Source organism: Pseudomonas trivialis (genome assembly GCF_036864995.1).
Lineage (GTDB): Bacteria > Pseudomonadota > Gammaproteobacteria > Pseudomonadales > Pseudomonadaceae > Aquipseudomonas > Aquipseudomonas trivialis.
In genome coordinates, this window is sequence record NZ_CP142151.1 from 344946 (window position 1) to 362524 (window position 17579).

The following is a 17579-nucleotide window of genomic DNA, read 5'->3' on the forward strand; positions in this document are numbered from 1 at the left end:
AAGCCTGCTCGCCACAGGGAATCTGCGCTTGACTGAACGGCATTGGGGCAAGCCCGCTCGCCACAGGAATGTGGCTGACTGAAACTTCAGGTTTTAAAATCAATACGTTATTTTGTGTTTGATAAGAGCTGGCTTGCCTGCGAAGGCGTCGGCCCGGTAAACATGGATGCTGACTGACGCACCGCTTTCGCAGGCCAGGCACACCGCCGCTCACATAGGGGTCTGCTCTTAACTGAATAGCATTAGGGCAATCCTGCTCCCACAGTGGTATGTCGCCATCTTGTCTAACGGTACTGGCCGTTCTTGCCATGGCCGCCCATGGCCTGATTGCTGCGCAGGCTGATCATCGATTTGATATCGATCCATTCGACGCCTTGTGCCTTGAGCCGGGGCAGTTCGCGCTCCAGCACCGCCAGGGTTTGTGGATAAGGGTGGCCGATCATCACCACCGATCCCTGCTTGTGCGCCAGCTTGATCGCGGTTTGCAGTTGGGTGGTGATGGCCGCTTCAGTGCGTTCGTCATCCAGAAACACATCCCGCGAGACACTGGCCAGGCCAATCTTCTGCGCCTCGGCGGCGGCGACGGTCTGCGCGCTGGTACGGCTGTCGACAAAGAACTTGTGACGACGCTGCAGCTCGCCCATCAGCCAGGCCATCGCCTGCGGCTGGGCGGTCATGCGGCTGCCCATGTGATTGTTGATGCCAGCGGTGAAAGGCACGGCTTCGAAGGCGGCGTCCAGGCGCTTGCCGAGTTCTTCGATGGGCAATTCAGGGTGCCAGGCGAACGGGCCGGTGGCCGGGTCCATGGGCATGTGCAGGATCACGATCTTGCCGGCCTTGTGGGCCTCGCGGGCGAATTCGGCGGCGTGGGGGGTGTCGGGCATGATAGCGGTGGTGACCGGCCCAGGCAGGGCCAGCACGCGCCGATCCCGGGGCAAATTTTGCCCCAGGTCGTCGATGATCAGGGTCAGGTAGGCCTTTTGGGATTCGCCGGCAGGCGTCGCGTGGGCGACACCTGCCAGGCTGCACAGCACGGCGACGATCAGGGCAAGGCGCATATCAACGGTTGCGTGTGATGCTCAGGCCCTTGAGCAGGCTCAACGCCTGGGCCAGCTGATAGTCGTCGTCCTGCGGCATCGGCTTGGCTTTGGCGCCGCTGCCGGTAGGCTGGTCGGCGCCGCCGTTGCCATTGCCCAGGTGACCTTGCAGGTCGGCCTCCTTGTAGTACTCGCTGTCGATCTCGTTGGTGATCTTGGCCTTGCGCACCTCAATGTCCGGCACGATGCCCTGGGCCTGGATTGAGCGGCCGTTGGGCGTGTAATACAGCGCGGTGGTGATTTTCAGGGCGCGTTCGTTGTTCAGCGGCAACACGGTTTGCACCGAACCCTTGCCGAAACTGGTGGTGCCCATCAGCACGCCGCGCTTCTGGTCCTGCAGGGCACCGGCGACAATTTCCGAGGCCGAGGCGCTGCCGCCGTTGATCAGCACGGCCAGTGGCACGTTTTCGCTGAGGTCGTTGCCGGTGGCCGAGAAACGCAGCTCGGAATTGGCGATGCGACCCTTGGTGTAGACGATCAGGCCCTTGGTGATGAAGTGGTCGACCACTTCCACCGCCGATTGCAGCACGCCGCCCGGGTTGTTGCGCAGGTCGAGCACGATGCCGTTGAGTTTCTTGCCGTTGTCCTTGCGCAGCTTGGCCAGGGCCTTGGCCACTTCGTCGCCGGTCTTGACCTGGAACTGAGTGATGCGGATGTAGCCGTAGCCCGACTCCAGCAACTGGCTCTTCACACTCTTGACCGTGATGGTCGCGCGGGCCAGGGTCACGTCAAACGGGTTGCCGCCGTCGCGCACCAGGGTCAGGGTGATTTTCTGGCCGAGCTTGCCGCGCATCTTGTCGACGGCTTCGGTCATGGTCTGGCCACGGGTAGGCTGGCCGTTGATCTTGACGATCAAGTCGCCGGCCTGGATGCCGGCCTTGGACGCCGGCGTGTCGTCGATTGGCGAGACCACTTTGATCTGGCCGTCTTCGGCGCCAACTTCAATGCCCAGGCCACCGAACTCACCGCTGGTGCTTTCCTGCAGCTCGGCGAAATCTTCCGGGCCAAGGTAAGCAGAATGCGGGTCGAGGTTGCTGAGCATGCCCTTGATGGCATTTTCCAGCAGGGTCTTGTCGTCTACCGGTTCGACATAGGCTGCCTTGATGCGGTCCATGACCTCGGCAAAGGTGCGCAGCTCGTCCAGCGGCAACGGCGCCTTGGTGGTCGCGGCAGAGCTCGCGGCTGTGGCGGCCGGTGCGGCCGCAGCGGCCTGATCGGCGAAAGCCAGCGGCGCGCCGGTCACCAGGGCGATCGTCAGGGCCAGCGAAGTGAGGCGGGACAAATGCAGCATGTCGAACGAACTCCTAATGTAGGTACGGCCCTATCCTTGGGAACGGCACCATTGTGCAGGGTCGCTCGGGCGGCCCTGCTGACGAATAGCGAAGTACAGCGCCGGGGTTTCCTGGCCACCACTGTTACCCACAGTGGAGATGGATTCACCGGCTTTTACAACATCACCTGCCGACTTGAGTAATGTCTGATTGTGGCCGTAAAGGCTCAAATAGCCATTGCCGTGGTCAAGAATCACCAGCAGGCCAGCGCCGCGCAGCCAATCGGCGAACACCACGCGCCCACCGTGAACGGCGTGGACCTGGCTGCCGGCAGCGGCGCTGATCATCACGCCATCCCACTTGGCGCGGGTGTCATCGCCACGGGTTTCACCAAAGCGTGCCAGTAATCGACCATCAACCGGCCATGGAAGTTTGCCGCGTGCTGAAGCAAAAGGGCCGCCGAACGACTCGCCGGTGCTGGAAACCATCGGGCCGGGCGCTGCACGCGCCGGTTTACGCGGCGCTGGCGCGTCGGTGGTGGCCGCCTGTTCGGCCTCACGCTGGCGCTTTTTTCGGCTTCCTGCTGGGCGATCAGCGCTTTTTGCCGCGCCTCTTCAGCCTCGCGAGCCTGGCGGGCCAGGGTTTCCTCGATGGTCTTGAGCACCTTGGCCAGGTCGGCCTGGTCCTGCACGCGGGCCTGCAACTTGGCGTCGCGGGCCTTGACGTCGTCGTTGAGCTTGGCAAGGGCCAGTTGGCGCTCCTTGCGTACCTTGTCGAGCTGATCACGCTGGGTATCGAGGACGGTTTTCTGGTCGAGCAGCTGCGATTGCTGGTCGGCGATTTCCTGTTCGACATTGGCCAGCTGGCGCAGGGTTTCGTTGAACCCCTTCAGTTGCTCCAGTCGGGCTTTGCTCAGGTAATCGTAATAGGTCAGGGTACGTGCGAATTTCTCGGGGTTCTGCTGATTGAGCAGCAGCTTGAGGTATTCCTGGCGGCCGCTCTGGTAAGCGGCGCGGGCCTGGATCGCAATCAGGCGTTGCTGTTCAACGCGTGCGCTCTGGAGTTTTTTCTCAGCGTCGAGTCGCTCCAGTTCCGACTCGCTCTTCTTTAGTTCTTTTTGCAGCTCCTGGACTTGCTTCTCCAGCTTGCCCATCTCGGTTTCCGTACCGCGCAGGTCTTTCTGCACCCCGGATTTTTCTTCCTGAAGCTTGCCGAGCAGTTTTTTCAGCTCGGTAATGTCCTGACGCGTAGCGTCCAACTGTTGTTGGGTTTGTGCGCGCTCATCGGCAAACGCCGGTTGGAGCAGGCAGACAAGAGCAAGGGTAATCAAGGCGCGAAGCATAGAGGCGGGCGACACCAGGGAAATGGACGGCCTAGTATGCCCGCCAAGCGCGGCAAAAAAAACGCCCAATTGGGACTCGCGAGCAAGTTAGGCGCCGAGTGGCGCGAGTGTGGCGAAAAGATATCGACCAAACACTGAAAGTACAGGTGGGAGGGAGCAGGCCCCCTCCCACACTGTCCTTTGGTGTTTTATAGACTTAGACCAGGATCGAGGTCCCGGTCATCTCTTTGGGCTTCTCCATCCCCATCAGCATCAGCATGGTCGGCGCCACATCCGCCAGCACGCCGCCGTGACGCACCTTGAAGTCGCGCTTGCCGACATAGATGAACGGCACCGGCTCGGTGGTGTGGGCGGTGTGGGCTTGGCCGGTGGATTCGTCGGACATCTGCTCGCAATTGCCGTGGTCGGCGGTGATCAGGGCTTCGCCGCCGACCTTTTCCAGCGCATCCACAATGCGACCCACGCACAGGTCCAGGCATTCCACGGCCTTGGTCGCCGCTTGCAGGTTGCCGCTGTGGCCGACCATGTCGCCGTTGGCGTAGTTGACCACGATCACGTCATAACGCTGGTGCTCGATGGCATCGACGATTTTGTCGGTCACCTCCGGCGCGCTCATTTCCGGCTGCAGGTCGTAGGTGGCCACTTTTGGCGATGGGATCAGGATGCGCTCTTCACCCGGGAACGGTTCTTCGCGCCCGCCGGAGAAGAAGAACGTCACGTGGGCGTACTTCTCGGTCTCGGCGATGCGCAATTGGGTTTTGCCGTTTTTGGCCAGGTAATCGCCCAGCACGTTGTCCAGGCTGCTCGCGGCAAAGGCGGCGGGGGCCGGTATGCTGGCCGCGTATTGGGTCAGGCCCACGTACTGGACTTTGGGCTGGCGCGCGCGCTCGAACTCCTTGAAGCTATCTTCGACAAACACGCGGCTCAGCTCGCGGGCGCGGTCGGCGCGGAAGTTCATGAACACCACGGCGTCGCCGTCTTCGACCTTCACCGGCTCGCCGATGGTGGTGGCCTTGACGAACTCGTCGCTCTCGCCACGCGCATAGGCGGCTTCAAGGCCTTGCTGGGCGGTGGCGGCATTGAAGTCGGCCTGGCCGTCAACGATCAGGTTGTAGGCCTGGGCGACGCGGTCCCAGCGGTTGTCGCGGTCCATGGCGAAGTAACGCCCGACCAGGCTGGCAATGCGGCCCTTGCCCAGCGCGGCGAAGGTGGCGTCCAGCAGTTCGATGGACGACTGCGCGCTTTTTGGCGGAGTGTCGCGGCCATCCAGGAAGGCGTGCAGGTAGATCTTCTCGGCGCCGCGCTTGAAGGCAAGCTCGGCCATCGCGACCAAGTGGTCCTGATGGCTGTGTACGCCGCCGTCGGACAACAGGCCCATGAAGTGCACGGCCTTGCCGGCGGCCACTGCTTTATCGACCGCTGCGCAGATGGTCGGGTTCTCGAAGAACTCGCCGTCGCGGATCGCTTTGGTGACGCGGGTGAAGTCCTGGTATACCACTCGTCCGGCGCCGAGGTTCATGTGGCCGACTTCCGAGTTGCCCATCTGGCCGTCCGGCAGACCCACGTCCATGCCTGATCCGGAGATCAGGCCGTTGGGCACGGTGGCGGTGAGGCGGTCCAGCACCGGCTTGCGCGCCGCGTATACCGCGTTGTCGTGGTGGCTTTCACTGTGTCCGAAGCCATCGAGAATTATCAGGACCAAAGGTTTAGGCGTGGTAGTCATAGATCCTCTCGCGGCGGTAATAAAGGAAGGCGTTTGAAAAGTGAGTGGCAGTTTAAAGCGAAGTTCAGACTGAGTCACCGCTTTACAGGGGTTGGCCCCCCTGACGGCTGTGTATACTTACCGCCATTTTAACGCCCTGGAACCTCCTTGATGGTTGATCACCTGATTGCATTTGCCACTGCCCACTATCTGCTCGTGGGTGCCTTCGTCATCCTGCTGGCGCTGCTGATCGCTCACGAGATGAGCCGTGGTGGCCGCAGCCTGAGCACGTCGGAGCTGACCTCGCTGGTCAACAAGGACGAGGCCGTCGTGGTGGACATTCGCCCGGCCAAGGATTTCGCCGCCGGTCACATCGTCGGTGCCCTGAACATTCCCCAGGACAAGCTGATTGCGCGCCTGCCGGAGCTTGAAAAGCACAAGGCCAAGACCATCATCCTGGTCGATGCCCAGGGCCAGCACGCCGGCACCCACGCTCGCGAAATGCTCAAGCTCGGTTTCACCGCTGCCAAGCTGTCTGGCGGTATCGGCAGCTGGAAGGCCGATAACCTGCCGCTGGTGAAGTGATATGAGCCAGGTTGTCGTGTATTCCAGCGATTATTGCCCTTTTTGTATTCGAGCCAAGCAATTGCTTCAGAGCAAGAAGGTGGCCTTCGACGAGATCAAGGTCGATGGCAAGCCGCAAGTGCGCGCCGAAATGGCCAGGAAGGCTGGCCGCACGTCGGTCCCGCAGATCTGGATCGGCGACAGACACATCGGTGGTTGCGACGACCTGTTTGCCCTTGAGCGCGGCGGCAAGCTCGATGCGCTGCTCGCCTGACTCCCAACCCCTAACAGCCCCCAAGATCAAGGACCTGCGATGACTGACCAACAGAACACCGAAGCAGCAGAAGCCCAAGGCCCACAATTTTCGCTGCAGCGCATCTACGTGCGTGACCTGTCGTTCGAAGCACCGAAAAGCCCGGCCATCTTCCGTCAGGAATGGACCCCAAGCGTTGCGCTGGACCTGAACACCCGTCAAAAGGCGCTGGAAGGTGACTTCCATGAAGTCGTGCTGACCCTGTCGGTTACCGTCAAGAACGGTGAAGAAGTGGCCTTCATCGCTGAAGTGCAACAGGCCGGTATCTTCCTGATCCAGGGCCTGGACGAAGCGTCCATGAGCCACACCCTGGGCGCGTTCTGCCCGAACATCCTGTTCCCGTATGCCCGTGAGACCCTGGACAGCCTCGTTACCCGTGGCTCGTTCCCGGCGCTGATGCTGGCTCCGGTGAACTTCGATGCGCTGTACGCGCAAGAGCTGCAACGCATGCAACAGGAAGGCACGTCGACCGTTCAATAAGTCGATGCTGTAAAAATGTGGGAGGGGGCTTGCCCCGATTGCAGTGGGTCAGCTACAGATAAGCTGGCTGATCCACCGCTATCGGGGGCAAGCCCCCTCCCACATTTGTTATGTGTGTTATTTGAAACCGAGTTGGCGCCAGCCTTCGTACACGGCGACGGCTACGGTGTTGGACAGGTTCAGGCTGCGGCAGCCCTCGCGCATCGGCAGACGCAGGCGATGACCCTCGGGCAGCGCGTCGAGCACCTCGGCCGGCAGGCCGCGGCTTTCCGGGCCGAACAGGAACGCGTCGCCGTCGGCAAAGCTCGCATCATGGAAGGGCCGCGAACCCTTGGTGGTGAACGCGAACAGCCGGGGGTGGCCCAGGCTTTCCAGGCAACTGGCAAGGTCGGCATGGCGCTTGAGCGTGGCGTATTCGTGGTAGTCCAGCCCGGCGCGGCGCAGGCGCTTGTCGTCCATGTCAAAGCCCAGAGGCTCGATCAAATGCAGGTGGCAGCCACTGTTGGCGCACAGCCTGATAACGTTGCCGGTATTCGGCGGAATTTCTGGTTGAAAAAGGATGACGTGAAACATGCACGGCTCCGAAGGCAAAGATGCGCTGCATTCTACCCCTGAAGACGATCCGAGGCCGAAGCTATTGCCGCGTGTGATGGGCTCTTTGGCAATTGTCGGCCTGATGGTGGGGTTGATGATTGGTCGCCTGACCATTCCGGACCCGGTGGAGTTGCTGCGGGTGGAGACTGTCGCTGACGGCGTCGTGGTGTGGTTCAACCGCGAACCCAAGCTGCATGGCGAACACATCGACGGCACCGTGGCACTGCTGTTCGGCGCGCAGGGCAAGTCTGCCGGAGGGCAGTTGCAGGTCAATGAAAGTCTGGTGAACTGGCGCGTGCGCAAGACCGATGGTGGCTTGCTGCTGAACCTGGTGTCGGCTCGGCCGTTGCGCGGGGAGTGGAAGGGCGAGTCGTTCGACGACCGCTGGCGGTTGGAGGTCCATCTCCAGGAGCAATAAAAGAGGGAGTTCCCGGCCTGCCTGTACCAGGGCTCCCAAAACGGGGTGAAGCCAGAGGCTTCGGTGTTAAAGAGGGGATTCTCGGCCTGCCTGTACCAAGGTCCCCGAAACTGGGTTGTACAAGGGTTATTGCAGGGCGCGTGCCAGAGTTTGCATGTTTTGCTAAAAACGTTTGCCAAAAAGCGCAAAGCCCCGGGATACGGGGCTTTGGTGTTTTCAGCTTTGAACTGTTTTTCAATGGGCCTGGTTTTTGGGCGCGGTGTTCATGCCCGATGCCGGTTCATGGTGCATTGAAGCGGTGCACGTTCCGAATGTGTATGCAGATCCAAATGTGGGAGGGGGTTTGCTCCCCACATTTGAACGGTGATGGATGCTGACAAGTATCAGGCGTCATCGCCCTCATCGTCGTCTCCACCGTCCACCTTCATGCCCAGTTCCTTGATCTTGCGCGTCAGGGTATTGCGTCCCCAACCCAGCAACACCGCCGCGTCGCGACGACGCCCGGCGGTATGCTTGAGCGCGGTTTCGATCATGATCCGCTCGAACGCCGGCACTGCGCTGTCCAACAGGTTCGACTGGCCGCGTGCCAGCGCCTGGTCGGCCCATTGGCGCAGGGCCTGTTCCCAGTTGGTCACCGGGGCTGAATCCTGCGGCAGGCTCAGCAGTTCCGGCGGCAGGTCGCTGATATGCACTTCGCGCCCGGACGCCATTACCGTGATCCAGCGGCAGGTATTCTCCAACTGACGCACGTTGCCCGGCCACGGCAGGTTCTTGAGGTATTCCTCGGTCTCGGTTTTCAGCAGCTTCGGCTCAACGGCCAGCTCAAGGGCGGCGCGGCTGAGGAAGTGGCGCGCGAGGGTGGGGATGTCTTCGCGACGATCGGACATGCGCGGAATATGGATGCGGATAACGTTGAGGCGGTGGAACAAGTCCTCACGGAATTTGCCCGCATGCACCAGGGTTTCCAGGTTCTGGTGGGTCGCAGCGATGATGCGCACATCCACCTTGACCGGCGTGTGTCCGCCAACCCGGTAGAACTCGCCGTCCGCCAGTACGCGCAGCAGGCGGGTCTGGGTATCGGCCGGCATGTCGCCGATCTCATCGAGAAACAGCGTACCGCCGTCAGCCTGCTCAAAACGTCCGCGACGCAAGTTGGCCGCGCCGGTGAAGGCGCCTTTCTCGTGGCCGAACAGTTCGGATTCCATCAGGTCCTTGGGGATGGCGGCCATGTTCAATGCAATGAACGGCGACGCTGCCCGTGGGCTGTGACGGTGCAGGGCGTGGGCCACCAGTTCCTTGCCGGTGCCCGATTCGCCGTTGATCAGCACGGTGATGTTGGAATGGCTCAAGCGGCCGATGGCGCGAAACACTTCCTGCATCGCCGGCGCTTCGCCGATGATTTCCGGGGTGCGGGTCAGAGCCGGTGGCGCTTCCTGATTCTGCTGCTCCTGGGCGTGCTGATTGGCGCGCTTGACCAGCGCCACTGCTTCGTCCACGTCGAACGGCTTGGGCAGGTATTCAAACGCGCCGCCCTGATAGGAGGCGACAGCGCTGTCCAGGTCCGAATGCGCGGTCATGATGATCACCGGCAGGCGCGGATGCTGCTCGCGAATCCGCGCCAGCAGGTCCAGGCCACTGGCGCCGGGCATGCGGATGTCGGAGATGATCACGTCGGGCTGCTGACGCGCCAGGCGGCTCATAACGCCGTCGGCGCTGTCGAAGCTCTGGGTGGTCATGCCTTCCTGTTGCAAGGCTTTCTCCAGGACCCAGCGGATGGAACGGTCGTCATCGACGATCCAGACAGTTTCACTACGGCTCATGTCGATGGGGCTCCTTGTTCCAGTGGCAGAAAGATCGAGAACGTGGTGTGGCCGGGATGGCTCTCACATTCGATCAGGCCCTGATGCTGGCTGATGATGTTCTGGGTAATGGCCAGGCCCAGCCCGGTACCGTCCGGGCGGCCGCTGACCATGGGAAAGAAAATGGTGTCCTGCAGGTCCGCAGGAATGCCCGGGCCGTTGTCGATGATCTCGACCTTGGTGACCAGGCGATGGCGTATGTGGCCAATGGTGAACTGACGCAGGGCGCGGGTGCGCAGGCTGATGCGGCCCAGGCGCAACTCGTTCTGGCTGCTGATGGCCTGCATGGCGTTGCGCACGATATTGAGTACCGCCTGGATCATCTGTTCGCGGTCGATCAATACGTCAGGAATGCTCGGGTCGTAGTCGCGCACCAGCGTGATGCAGCCCTGGCTTTCGGCCTCGACCAACTGGCAGACGCGTTCGAGCACTTCGTGCACGTTGGTCATCGCCAGGGACGGCAGCTTGTTGGAGCCGAGCATGCGGTCCACCAGGTTACGCAGGCGGTCGGCCTCTTCAATGATGACGTTGGTGTAGTCCTTGAGATGCTCCTCGGGCAGCTCGCGCGCCAGCAACTGCGCCGCGCCGCGAATGCCGCCGAGGGGGTTCTTGATCTCATGGGCCAGGCCGCGCACCAGCATCTTGCTGGTTTCCTGCTTGGACAGTTGGGCTTCTTCCTTGGTGATGCGCAGCAAGCGATCACGCGGATGCACTTCCAGCAGCAGCAGCGTGGCGCCGTTGCTGAGGATGGGGGTTACGGCGTAGTCGACGGTCAGCGTCTGGCCGGTGAGGGCGGTGAGCATCGCTTCGCGCTTGGTAAACGGGTGTGCCTGCTCGACCGCCTGGCGCAACGAGCTCAGGGCTTCAGCGGACTCGGTGAACAATTCGCTGATGAACTGCCCATGGCTGCGCTGGCCGCTGATGACCAGGAGCATCTCCGCCGCCGGGTTCATGTACTCAAGGCGCAGGTCGGCATTGAGCAGAATGGTCGCGGTGGTCAGGTTATCGAGTAACAAACGGTGCAGTGCATCGCTGATGGTCATCAGGACCTCTTTTGGAGCAAGGCGCAGGCTTGAGGCACACGCTGATACGAGGAAAATGCAAAAACCAAACCAAGGCTCCGAAAAGAAGCGCGCAGGCCCTGAAATAGGGGGTTCAGGCGCGAAACTGTGGCGTTCTGCCAGCTTGAGCGGGAAGTTTCGAACCAAAATGGGGTCGGCGGATGGGTAGGGTGCAGACTGTCGCACTAATATAGTGCGATTTCTTGAAGTTTGTTCAGGAAGCCTTCGCGCGAGGATGCTGAATGCGTGATGGCTAAATGTGGGAGCGGACCTGCTCGCGAATGCAGTGTGTCAGTCACCCGATGCATCGACAGAAAGATCGCATTCGCGAGCAAGCCTGCTCCCACACTGTTGATCAGTTTAGCTCTTATAGACACACAGCTCGGCCGTGGCGCGGATCATCGCCAACTGGCGCAGCGGGTCGTTGAGCGGTTCATGCACGGCTTCGGCCAGCCATTGCGGGCACTGCGGATCCGTGCGCTGAGGGGTGAAATCAGCCAGTTGCTTGAGCAGGCTCTTTTGCAGCTCATCCAATTGCGGGCGGATTTGCTTGACCAGGTCAGGGCGCGGATCGTCGGGCGCCTTGCCCTGGAACTGCCAGTCGGACAAGTGGGTGTACTGCACCAGTTTGTTCGCTTCGATTTGTGCCGAGAAGAATTGCTCGGCGGTGGCAGGGTCGAGCTTGTAGCTCGGTGCCTGGGCGACAACGCTGGCGATCACTTCCTGTTCGCGCTTCCTGTCTTCCACAGGCTTGTGGCTGTCCCACTTGCTCAGGGCCACCTGGTCGGCGATCTCCAGACGCTCGGCGATGCTGTTGAGCAGCGGCTCAAGGGTGGGCGGCGCGGCACTGGCGGTGGCGCTGGCAAACATCAAGGCAAACAAAAATCGTACTTTCAAAGGTGATCTCCTTGTGGGAGGGGCTTGCTCCCGATGGCGGTGGGTCAGGTTATACAGGTATTGCCTGACGCTCTGCCATCGGGGGTAGGCCCCCTCCCGTATTCTTCATGCTCAGGCAAAAAAAAGACCTCCCGAAGGAGGTCTTTTTTCATCACGCCGCCTCAAGCGGCGCTACCGGATCAGCAGCTGTAGTACAGCTCGTATTCCAGTGGGTGTACGAAGGTGCGAACCTTGATTTCTTCAGCGCTCTTGAGCTCGATGTAGGCATCGATGAAGTCGTCGCTGAACACGCCGCCTTTGGTCAGGAACGAACGGCCCTTGTCCAGCTCTTCCAGGGCCTCTTTCAAGCTGCCGCACACCTGTGGAATTTCCTTGGCCTCTTCAGGCGGCAGGTCGTACAGGTTTTTGTCAGCGGCGTCGCCAGGGTGGATCTTGTTCTGGATGCCGTCCAGGCCAGCCATGACCAGCGCAGCGAAGGCCAGGTACGGGTTGGCTGCTGGATCCGGGAAGCGGGCTTCGATGCGGCGAGCGCGCGGGCTGGACACGTAAGGAATACGGATCGAGGCCGAACGGTTACGTGCCGAGTAGGTCAGCATGACCGGCGCTTCGAAACCTGGGACCAGACGCTTGTAGGAGTTGGTCGACGGGTTGGTGAAGCCGTTCAGGGCCTTGCCGTGCTTGATGATGCCGCCGATGAAGTACAGGGCGGTGTCGGACAGGCCGGCATAGCCTTCGCCAGCGAAGGTGTTCTTGCCATCTTTGGCGATGGACAGGTGAACGTGCATGCCCGAACCGTTATCGCCGTACAGAGGCTTTGGCATGAAGGTCGCGGTACGGCCATAGGCAACGGCGGTGTTGTGTACGCAGTACTTCAGGGTCTGAACTTCGTCAGCCTTGGCTACCAGGGTGTTGAACTTCACACCGATTTCGTTCTGGCCGGCAGTGGCCACTTCGTGGTGATGCACTTCGATGACCAGGCCCATGTCTTCCATGGCGTTGCACATGGACGTACGGATTTCGTGGTCGTGGTCGAATGGTGGCACCGGGAAGTAGCCGCCTTTGATGCCTGGACGGTGGCCATGGTTGCCGCCTTCCACGTCCTGGTCGGACATCCAGGAGCCTTGCTCGGAGTAGATCTTGAACATGGAACCGGAGATGTCGGACTTGAACTTCACTTGGTCGAAGATGAAGAACTCTGGCTCCGGGCCCACGAATACGGTGTCACCGATACCGGTCGACTTCAGGTATTCCTCGGCACGCTTGGCGATCGCACGTGGGTCGCGGTCGTAGCCTTGCATGGTCGAAGGCTCGATCACGTCGCATACCAGGATCAGGGTAGGCTCTTCGGTGAACGGGTCGAGGACGGCAGTGCTGTCGTCCGGCATCAGGATCATGTCGGAAGCTTCGATGCCTTTCCAGCCAGCAATGGAGGAACCGTCGAACATTTTGCCTTCTTCGAAGAAAGCGTCATCCAGCGCATCGCGAGCCGGCATGGTCACGTGGTGCTGAGTGCCTTTTGTGTCCGTGAAGCGCAGATCAATCCATTTAACGTCATGATCTTTGATGAGTTGAACCGACTTCGACATGGTGTCCTCCGGGTGGCTTCGGGCTGGGGTAGTGGAGTTAGCCCTTGGAATGTGGGTGATGCCGGCGCGGATAGTCCGCCATGGCAACCTGCCTCACAAGAGAGCAAATTGCATGCCAGTGCGCCAACATGGGTTTTGTGCTCCAAATGCGACCCTATAAAGGTGCATAGCGACAAATGCCAAAACGATGCGCACTGCAATGTGGCGCTTTTAGATGAAGGCGCACGAATTTGGTGCGCGCAAAGTGGGGTGCATATTAACTGGTTAAACCTTGAGCGATTTCCGCTATAATCCGCGCCCCCTTTTTCAGCAGGCCCGGCACGCGCTGTTTCCATGAAATTAATCGTAAAAGTCTTCCCTGAAATCACTATCAAGAGCCGACCGGTACGGATGCGTTTCATCCGTCAGTTGGCCAAGAACATCCGTGCCGTGCTCCGCGATCTGGACCCGGCTGTGGTGGTCAATGGTGTGTGGGACAACCTCGAGCTGGAAACCCGCCTGACCGACGCCAAAGCCCTGAAGGACATGACCGAGCGCCTGAGCTGCATGCCGGGCATCGCGCATTTCCTGCAGGTGGACGAGTACCCGCTGGGCGACTTCGATGACATCACCGAGAAGTGCAAGCTGCACTTTGGCGGTGAGCTTGAAGGCAAGATTTTTTCGGTACGCTGCAAGCGCGCCGGCAAGCACCCGTTCAGCTCCATGGATGTGGAGAAATACGTCGGCAGCAAGCTGCGTCGCGAGTGCGGCGCAGCCGGAATTTCCCTGAAAGCGCCGCAAATTGAAGTGCGCATGGAAATTCGCGACCAACGGTTGTTTGTGATCCACAGCCAGCACAACAGCATCGGCGGCTACCCGCTGGGCGCCCTGGAGCAGACCCTGGTCCTCATGTCCGGCGGTTTCGACTCTACGGTGGCGGCCTATCAGATCATGCGCCGCGGCCTGATGAGCCACTTCTGCTTCTTTAACCTGGGCGGGCGTGCACACGAATTGGGCGTGATGGAAGTCGCGCACTTTATCTGGAAGAAGTACGGCAGCTCCCAGCGCGTGCTGTTTGTGAGCGTGCCGTTTGAGGAAGTGCTGGGCGAAATTCTCGCTAAAGTCGATAACAGTCATATGGGCGTGGTTTTGAAGCGTATGATGTTGCGCGCTGCGTCCCGCATTGCCGATCAGTTGCAGATCGACGCGCTGGTGACCGGCGAAGCGATCTCCCAGGTGGCCAGCCAGACGCTGCCCAACCTGTCGCTGATCGACTGTGTGACCGAGAAGCTGGTGTTGCGCCCGCTGATCGCCAGCCACAAGCAGGACATCATCGACCTGGCCGAAGAAATCGGCACCGCCGATTTCGCCAAGCACATGCCCGAATACTGCGGGGTCATCTCGGTGAACCCCAAGACCCACGCCAAGCGCAACCGCGTGGAGTATGAAGAACAACAGTTTGATATGGCGGTTCTGGAGCGTGCGCTCGAGAACGCCAAACTGGTCCCGATCGATCGCGTGATCGACGAGTTGGGCCAGGATGTGCAGATCGAAGAAGTCAGCGAAGCCCTGGCCGGTCAGATCGTCGTCGATATCCGTCACCCGGATGCCGCCGAGGATGAGCCGCTGGAAATCGCCGGCATCGACGTACAAACGCTGCCGTTCTATGCATTGAACGCGCGTTTCAAGGAACTGGATAACAGCCGTCAGTACCTGCTGTATTGCGACAAAGGCGTGATGAGTCGCCTGCATGCCCACCATTTGCTCAGTGAGGGGCATGCCAATGTGCGCGTTTATCGACCGAGCTAAGAGCCCGGGGCTGTTTGCCTGTGGCCTGCGTCACCGGCCCCCCGACTCTGCCGTCAAGCTGTAACGGCAAGGCCTGACTCTACTGTTAATCGCTGCCACGACCTGTCAGCACACCGAATCCTCTGATCGAGATACACAAGTGATCGAAAATCTACGTAACATCGCCATCATTGCTCACGTTGACCACGGTAAAACCACCCTGGTAGACAAACTCCTGCGTCAATCCGGCACCCTGGAGCGCAACGAGCTCAACGACGAGCGCGTGATGGACTCCAACGACCAGGAAAAAGAGCGCGGTATTACCATCCTGGCGAAAAACACCGCCATCAACTGGAACGGCTACCACATCAACATCGTGGACACCCCGGGCCACGCCGACTTCGGCGGCGAAGTGGAACGCGTAATGTCGATGGTCGACTCCGTGCTGCTGCTGGTTGACGCTCAAGACGGCCCTATGCCGCAAACCCGTTTCGTGACCAAGAAGGCGTTCGAAGCCGGCCTGCGTCCGATCGTGTGCATCAACAAGGTTGACCGTCCAGGCGCGCGTCCGGACTGGGTTCTGGACCAGATCTTCGACCTGTTCGACAACCTGGGCGCCACCGAAGAACAGCTCGATTTCCAGGTGATCTACGCCTCGGCCCTGAACGGTATTGCTGGTCTTGACCACACCGACATGGCTGAAGACATGACCCCGCTGTACCAGTCGATCGTCGACAACGTACCGCCGCCGAAAGTTGACCGTGAAGGCCCGTTCCAGATGCAAATCTCGGCACTGGACTACAACAGCTTCCTGGGTGTTATCGGCGTTGGCCGTATTGCCCGTGGCAGCGTCAAGCCGAACACCCCGGTTGTGGCAATCGGCGCGGACGGCAAGAAGCGTAACGGTCGTATCCTGAAGCTGATGGGTCACCACGGTCTGCACCGCATCGACGTTGAAGAAGCGTTTGCTGGCGACATCGTCTGCGTGAGCGGCATGGACTCGCTGTTCATCTCCGACACCCTGTGCCAGCCGGACACCGTCGAGGCGATGAAGCCTCTGACCGTTGACGAGCCAACCGTTTCGATGACCTTCCAGGTGAACGACTCGCCGTTCTGCGGTAAGGAAGGCAAGTTCGTGACCTCCCGTAACATCAAGGAGCGTCTGGACAAAGAGCTGCTGTACAACGTTGCACTGCGCGTTGAAGAAGGCGACTCGGCTGACAAGTTCAAAGTCTCCGGCCGTGGTGAGCTGCACCTCTCGGTACTGATCGAAACCATGCGTCGCGAAGGCTTCGAAATGGGTGTTGGTCGTCCGGAAGTGATCATCCGTCAGGTTGACGGCGTGAAGCAGGAACCGTTCGAAAACGTCACCATCGACACCCCTGAAGAATCCCAGGGCAAGGTCATGGAAGAGATGGGCCTGCGTAAGGGCGACCTGACCAACATGGTGCCGGATGGCAAAGGCCGTGTACGTCTGGAATACAACATCCCTGCTCGTGGTCTGATCGGTTTCCGTAACCAGTTCCTGACCCTGACCAACGGTGCTGGCATCCTGACCTCGATCTTCGATCGCTACGACACCATGAAGTCCGGCGACATGTCCGGCCGTCAGAACGGTGTACTGGTATCGGTAGAAACCGGCAAGGCGCTGACCTACTCCCTGGAAACCCTCCAGGCGCGTGGCAAGCTGTTCGTTGAACACGGTCAAGAGATCTACAACGGTCAGATCGTTGGTCTGAACAGCCGTGACAACGACATGGGCGTCAACCCAACCAAAGGCAAGAAGCTCGACAACATGCGTGCTTCGGGCAAAGACGAAACCATCGCTCTGGTCCCACCTGTTCGCTTCACCCTGGAACAGGCTCTGGAATTCATCCAGGACGACGAGCTGTGCGAAGTTACGCCTAAGTCGATCCGCCTGCGTAAAAAGATCCTGGACGAAGGCGAGCGTACCCGCGCTGCCAAGAAATCCAAGAACTGAGTTAACTCAGGCTGAATAAAAACGCCCCCGGTCGAAAGGCCGGGGGCGTTTTTTTGTGCCTGCAGTTTTGGTGGTGGCTGTACTGGGCTCATCGGGGGCAAGTCGAATCGTCGCACCGCCCCTCCCACTTTTGAATGTATTCACAGATCAAAATGTGGGAGGGGGCTTGCCCCCGATGGGGCCCTTGAGAGCCCCACAAAACCCGAATCAGAACTTATCGAGCGTCTTGAACTTGGTCTCGCGCACCACTTCCTTGGGCTTGTACGCGCAGTACCCCGGCCGCGGGCCGATTTTCGGGTGGTTGCGGCAGGTATCCGGGCGCTTGTCATAAATAGTGCAGAAGCGCGTCTTACGATCCAGGTACAGGCAATCGTTGTTGCTCATGCGCTGCAGGGTAAAGATCTCGGATTTGTTGTTGTAGCGCTCCACGATGCCTTCCTTCTGCAACCGCTTGGCGATGTTCTTCGGCGGGTCACCGCGCTCGAATTCGTCGACGATGCCAATGCGGATCAGGTCCTTGATTTTCACCTCTACCGGCAGCGTGCAGCAGCTGGACACGCAGCCGCCGCACATGTGGGCGGAATATTTCTGCCAGGTTTCCAGGCGGTCGAGTTCCGCGGCGGCGATCAGTTGAGGCTTCATCAGGG

General features: G+C 60.2%; 15 protein-coding genes and 1 pseudogene. 6 read left to right on the forward strand and 10 right to left on the reverse strand.

Translation table 11 applies throughout. The features are described 5' to 3' along the window. Window positions 1–284 precede the first annotated feature (284 nt). The 4 genes and pseudogenes from VRB54_RS01475 to gpmI all read right to left on the reverse strand — a co-directional run bounded on the left by VRB54_RS01475 (window position 285) and on the right by gpmI (window position 5433). Complete coding sequence (locus tag VRB54_RS01475) at window positions 285–1058, reverse strand: divergent polysaccharide deacetylase family protein (RefSeq protein WP_338479251.1); 774 nt, start codon at window positions 1056–1058, stop codon at window positions 285–287. 1 nt (window position 1059) lies between these two features. Further along, entirely contained in the window at window positions 1060–2388 is a 1329-nt protein-coding gene (locus VRB54_RS01480) for a S41 family peptidase (protein WP_338479252.1), read from the reverse strand. A gap of 30 nt (window positions 2389–2418) precedes the next feature. Continuing rightward, window positions 2419–3710, reverse strand: a pseudogene (locus VRB54_RS01485) (murein hydrolase activator EnvC family protein). A gap of 196 nt (window positions 3711–3906) precedes the next feature. Then, window positions 3907–5433, reverse strand: coding sequence for a 2,3-bisphosphoglycerate-independent phosphoglycerate mutase (gpmI, locus tag VRB54_RS01490; protein ID WP_338479253.1), 1527 nt, complete (start codon window positions 5431–5433; stop codon window positions 3907–3909). Between the two features lie 150 nt (window positions 5434–5583). Here gpmI and VRB54_RS01495 point away from each other — a divergent pair, with 150 nt between their 5' ends. Genes VRB54_RS01495 through secB form a run of 3 tightly spaced genes read left to right on the forward strand, consistent with a single transcriptional unit; the run spans window position 5584 to window position 6769 of the window. Then, window positions 5584–5997, forward strand: coding sequence for a rhodanese-like domain-containing protein (locus VRB54_RS01495; RefSeq protein ID WP_003237494.1), 414 nt, complete (start codon window positions 5584–5586; stop codon window positions 5995–5997). Window position 5998: 1 nt separating this feature from the next. Then, the gene (grxC, locus tag VRB54_RS01500) at window positions 5999–6250 is read left to right on the forward strand and encodes a glutaredoxin 3 (RefSeq protein ID WP_338479254.1); all 252 of its coding nucleotides are present in this window, start codon (window positions 5999–6001) and stop codon (window positions 6248–6250) included. A gap of 39 nt (window positions 6251–6289) precedes the next feature. Continuing rightward, entirely contained in the window at window positions 6290–6769 is a 480-nt protein-coding gene (gene secB, locus VRB54_RS01505) for a protein-export chaperone SecB (RefSeq protein ID WP_057008561.1), read from the forward strand. Window positions 6770–6886: 117 nt separating this feature from the next. On the opposite strand, the gene VRB54_RS01510 is transcribed toward secB, so the two are convergent. Beyond that, the gene (locus VRB54_RS01510) at window positions 6887–7342 is read right to left on the reverse strand and encodes a tRNA (cytidine(34)-2'-O)-methyltransferase (RefSeq protein WP_209987451.1); all 456 of its coding nucleotides are present in this window, start codon (window positions 7340–7342) and stop codon (window positions 6887–6889) included. On the opposite strand from VRB54_RS01510, the gene VRB54_RS01515 reads away from it, so the two are divergent. After that, the gene (locus VRB54_RS01515) at window positions 7341–7781 is read left to right on the forward strand and encodes a hypothetical protein (RefSeq protein WP_322212416.1); all 441 of its coding nucleotides are present in this window, start codon (window positions 7341–7343) and stop codon (window positions 7779–7781) included. The genes VRB54_RS01510 and VRB54_RS01515 overlap by 2 nt on opposite strands. A gap of 383 nt (window positions 7782–8164) precedes the next feature. On the opposite strand, the gene ntrC is transcribed toward VRB54_RS01515, so the two are convergent. The 4 genes from ntrC to glnA form a co-directional block, all read right to left on the reverse strand. Next, on the reverse strand, window positions 8165–9601 hold the full coding sequence (gene ntrC / locus VRB54_RS01520; protein ID WP_057008558.1) for a nitrogen regulation protein NR(I): 1437 nt from the start codon (window positions 9599–9601) through the stop codon (window positions 8165–8167). Continuing rightward, on the reverse strand, window positions 9598–10683 hold the full coding sequence (gene glnL / locus VRB54_RS01525; protein WP_338479255.1) for a nitrogen regulation protein NR(II): 1086 nt from the start codon (window positions 10681–10683) through the stop codon (window positions 9598–9600). The genes ntrC and glnL overlap by 4 nt, the downstream gene beginning before the upstream one ends. Window positions 10684–11061: 378 nt before the next feature. After that, window positions 11062–11598 (reverse strand): chorismate mutase, encoded by a 537-nt coding sequence (locus tag VRB54_RS01530; RefSeq protein WP_338479256.1) that lies wholly within the window; start codon window positions 11596–11598, stop codon window positions 11062–11064. Between the two features lie 179 nt (window positions 11599–11777). Continuing rightward, complete coding sequence (gene glnA / locus VRB54_RS01535) at window positions 11778–13184, reverse strand: type I glutamate--ammonia ligase (RefSeq protein ID WP_338479257.1); 1407 nt, start codon at window positions 13182–13184, stop codon at window positions 11778–11780. A 333-nt stretch (window positions 13185–13517) separates the two neighbouring features. On the opposite strand from glnA, the gene thiI reads away from it, so the two are divergent. Further along, a complete protein-coding gene (gene thiI, locus VRB54_RS01540) occupies window positions 13518–14972 on the forward strand; it encodes a tRNA uracil 4-sulfurtransferase ThiI (protein WP_338479258.1) in 1455 nt (484 codons plus the stop codon). Between the two features lie 139 nt (window positions 14973–15111). Continuing rightward, window positions 15112–16932, forward strand: coding sequence for a translational GTPase TypA (gene typA / locus VRB54_RS01545; RefSeq protein ID WP_057008554.1), 1821 nt, complete (start codon window positions 15112–15114; stop codon window positions 16930–16932). A gap of 207 nt (window positions 16933–17139) precedes the next feature. On the opposite strand, the gene VRB54_RS01550 is transcribed toward typA, so the two are convergent. Beyond that, window positions 17140–17574, reverse strand: coding sequence for a YkgJ family cysteine cluster protein (locus VRB54_RS01550; protein WP_024072902.1), 435 nt, complete (start codon window positions 17572–17574; stop codon window positions 17140–17142). Window positions 17575–17579: the final 5 nt, after the last annotated feature.

Coding starts and splice junctions, on each gene's coding strand:
- VRB54_RS01475 (WP_338479251.1), bottom strand. CDS start 1,058: ATGCGCCTTGCCCTGATCGTCGCCGTGCTGTGCAGCCTGGCAGGTGTC.
- VRB54_RS01480 (WP_338479252.1), bottom strand. CDS start 2,388: ATGCTGCATTTGTCCCGCCTCACTTCGCTGGCCCTGACGATCGCCCTG.
- gpmI (WP_338479253.1), bottom strand. CDS start 5,433: ATGACTACCACGCCTAAACCTTTGGTCCTGATAATTCTCGATGGCTTC.
- VRB54_RS01495 (WP_003237494.1), top strand. CDS start 5,584: ATGGTTGATCACCTGATTGCATTTGCCACTGCCCACTATCTGCTCGTG.
- grxC (WP_338479254.1), top strand. CDS start 5,999: ATGAGCCAGGTTGTCGTGTATTCCAGCGATTATTGCCCTTTTTGTATT.
- secB (WP_057008561.1), top strand. CDS start 6,290: ATGACTGACCAACAGAACACCGAAGCAGCAGAAGCCCAAGGCCCACAA.
- VRB54_RS01515 (WP_322212416.1), top strand. CDS start 7,341: ATGCACGGCTCCGAAGGCAAAGATGCGCTGCATTCTACCCCTGAAGAC.
- VRB54_RS01510 (WP_209987451.1), bottom strand. CDS start 7,342: ATGTTTCACGTCATCCTTTTTCAACCAGAAATTCCGCCGAATACCGGC.
- ntrC (WP_057008558.1), bottom strand. CDS start 9,601: ATGAGCCGTAGTGAAACTGTCTGGATCGTCGATGACGACCGTTCCATC.
- glnL (WP_338479255.1), bottom strand. CDS start 10,683: ATGACCATCAGCGATGCACTGCACCGTTTGTTACTCGATAACCTGACC.
- glnA (WP_338479257.1), bottom strand. CDS start 13,184: ATGTCGAAGTCGGTTCAACTCATCAAAGATCATGACGTTAAATGGATT.
- thiI (WP_338479258.1), top strand. CDS start 13,518: ATGAAATTAATCGTAAAAGTCTTCCCTGAAATCACTATCAAGAGCCGA.
- VRB54_RS01550 (WP_024072902.1), bottom strand. CDS start 17,574: ATGAAGCCTCAACTGATCGCCGCCGCGGAACTCGACCGCCTGGAAACC.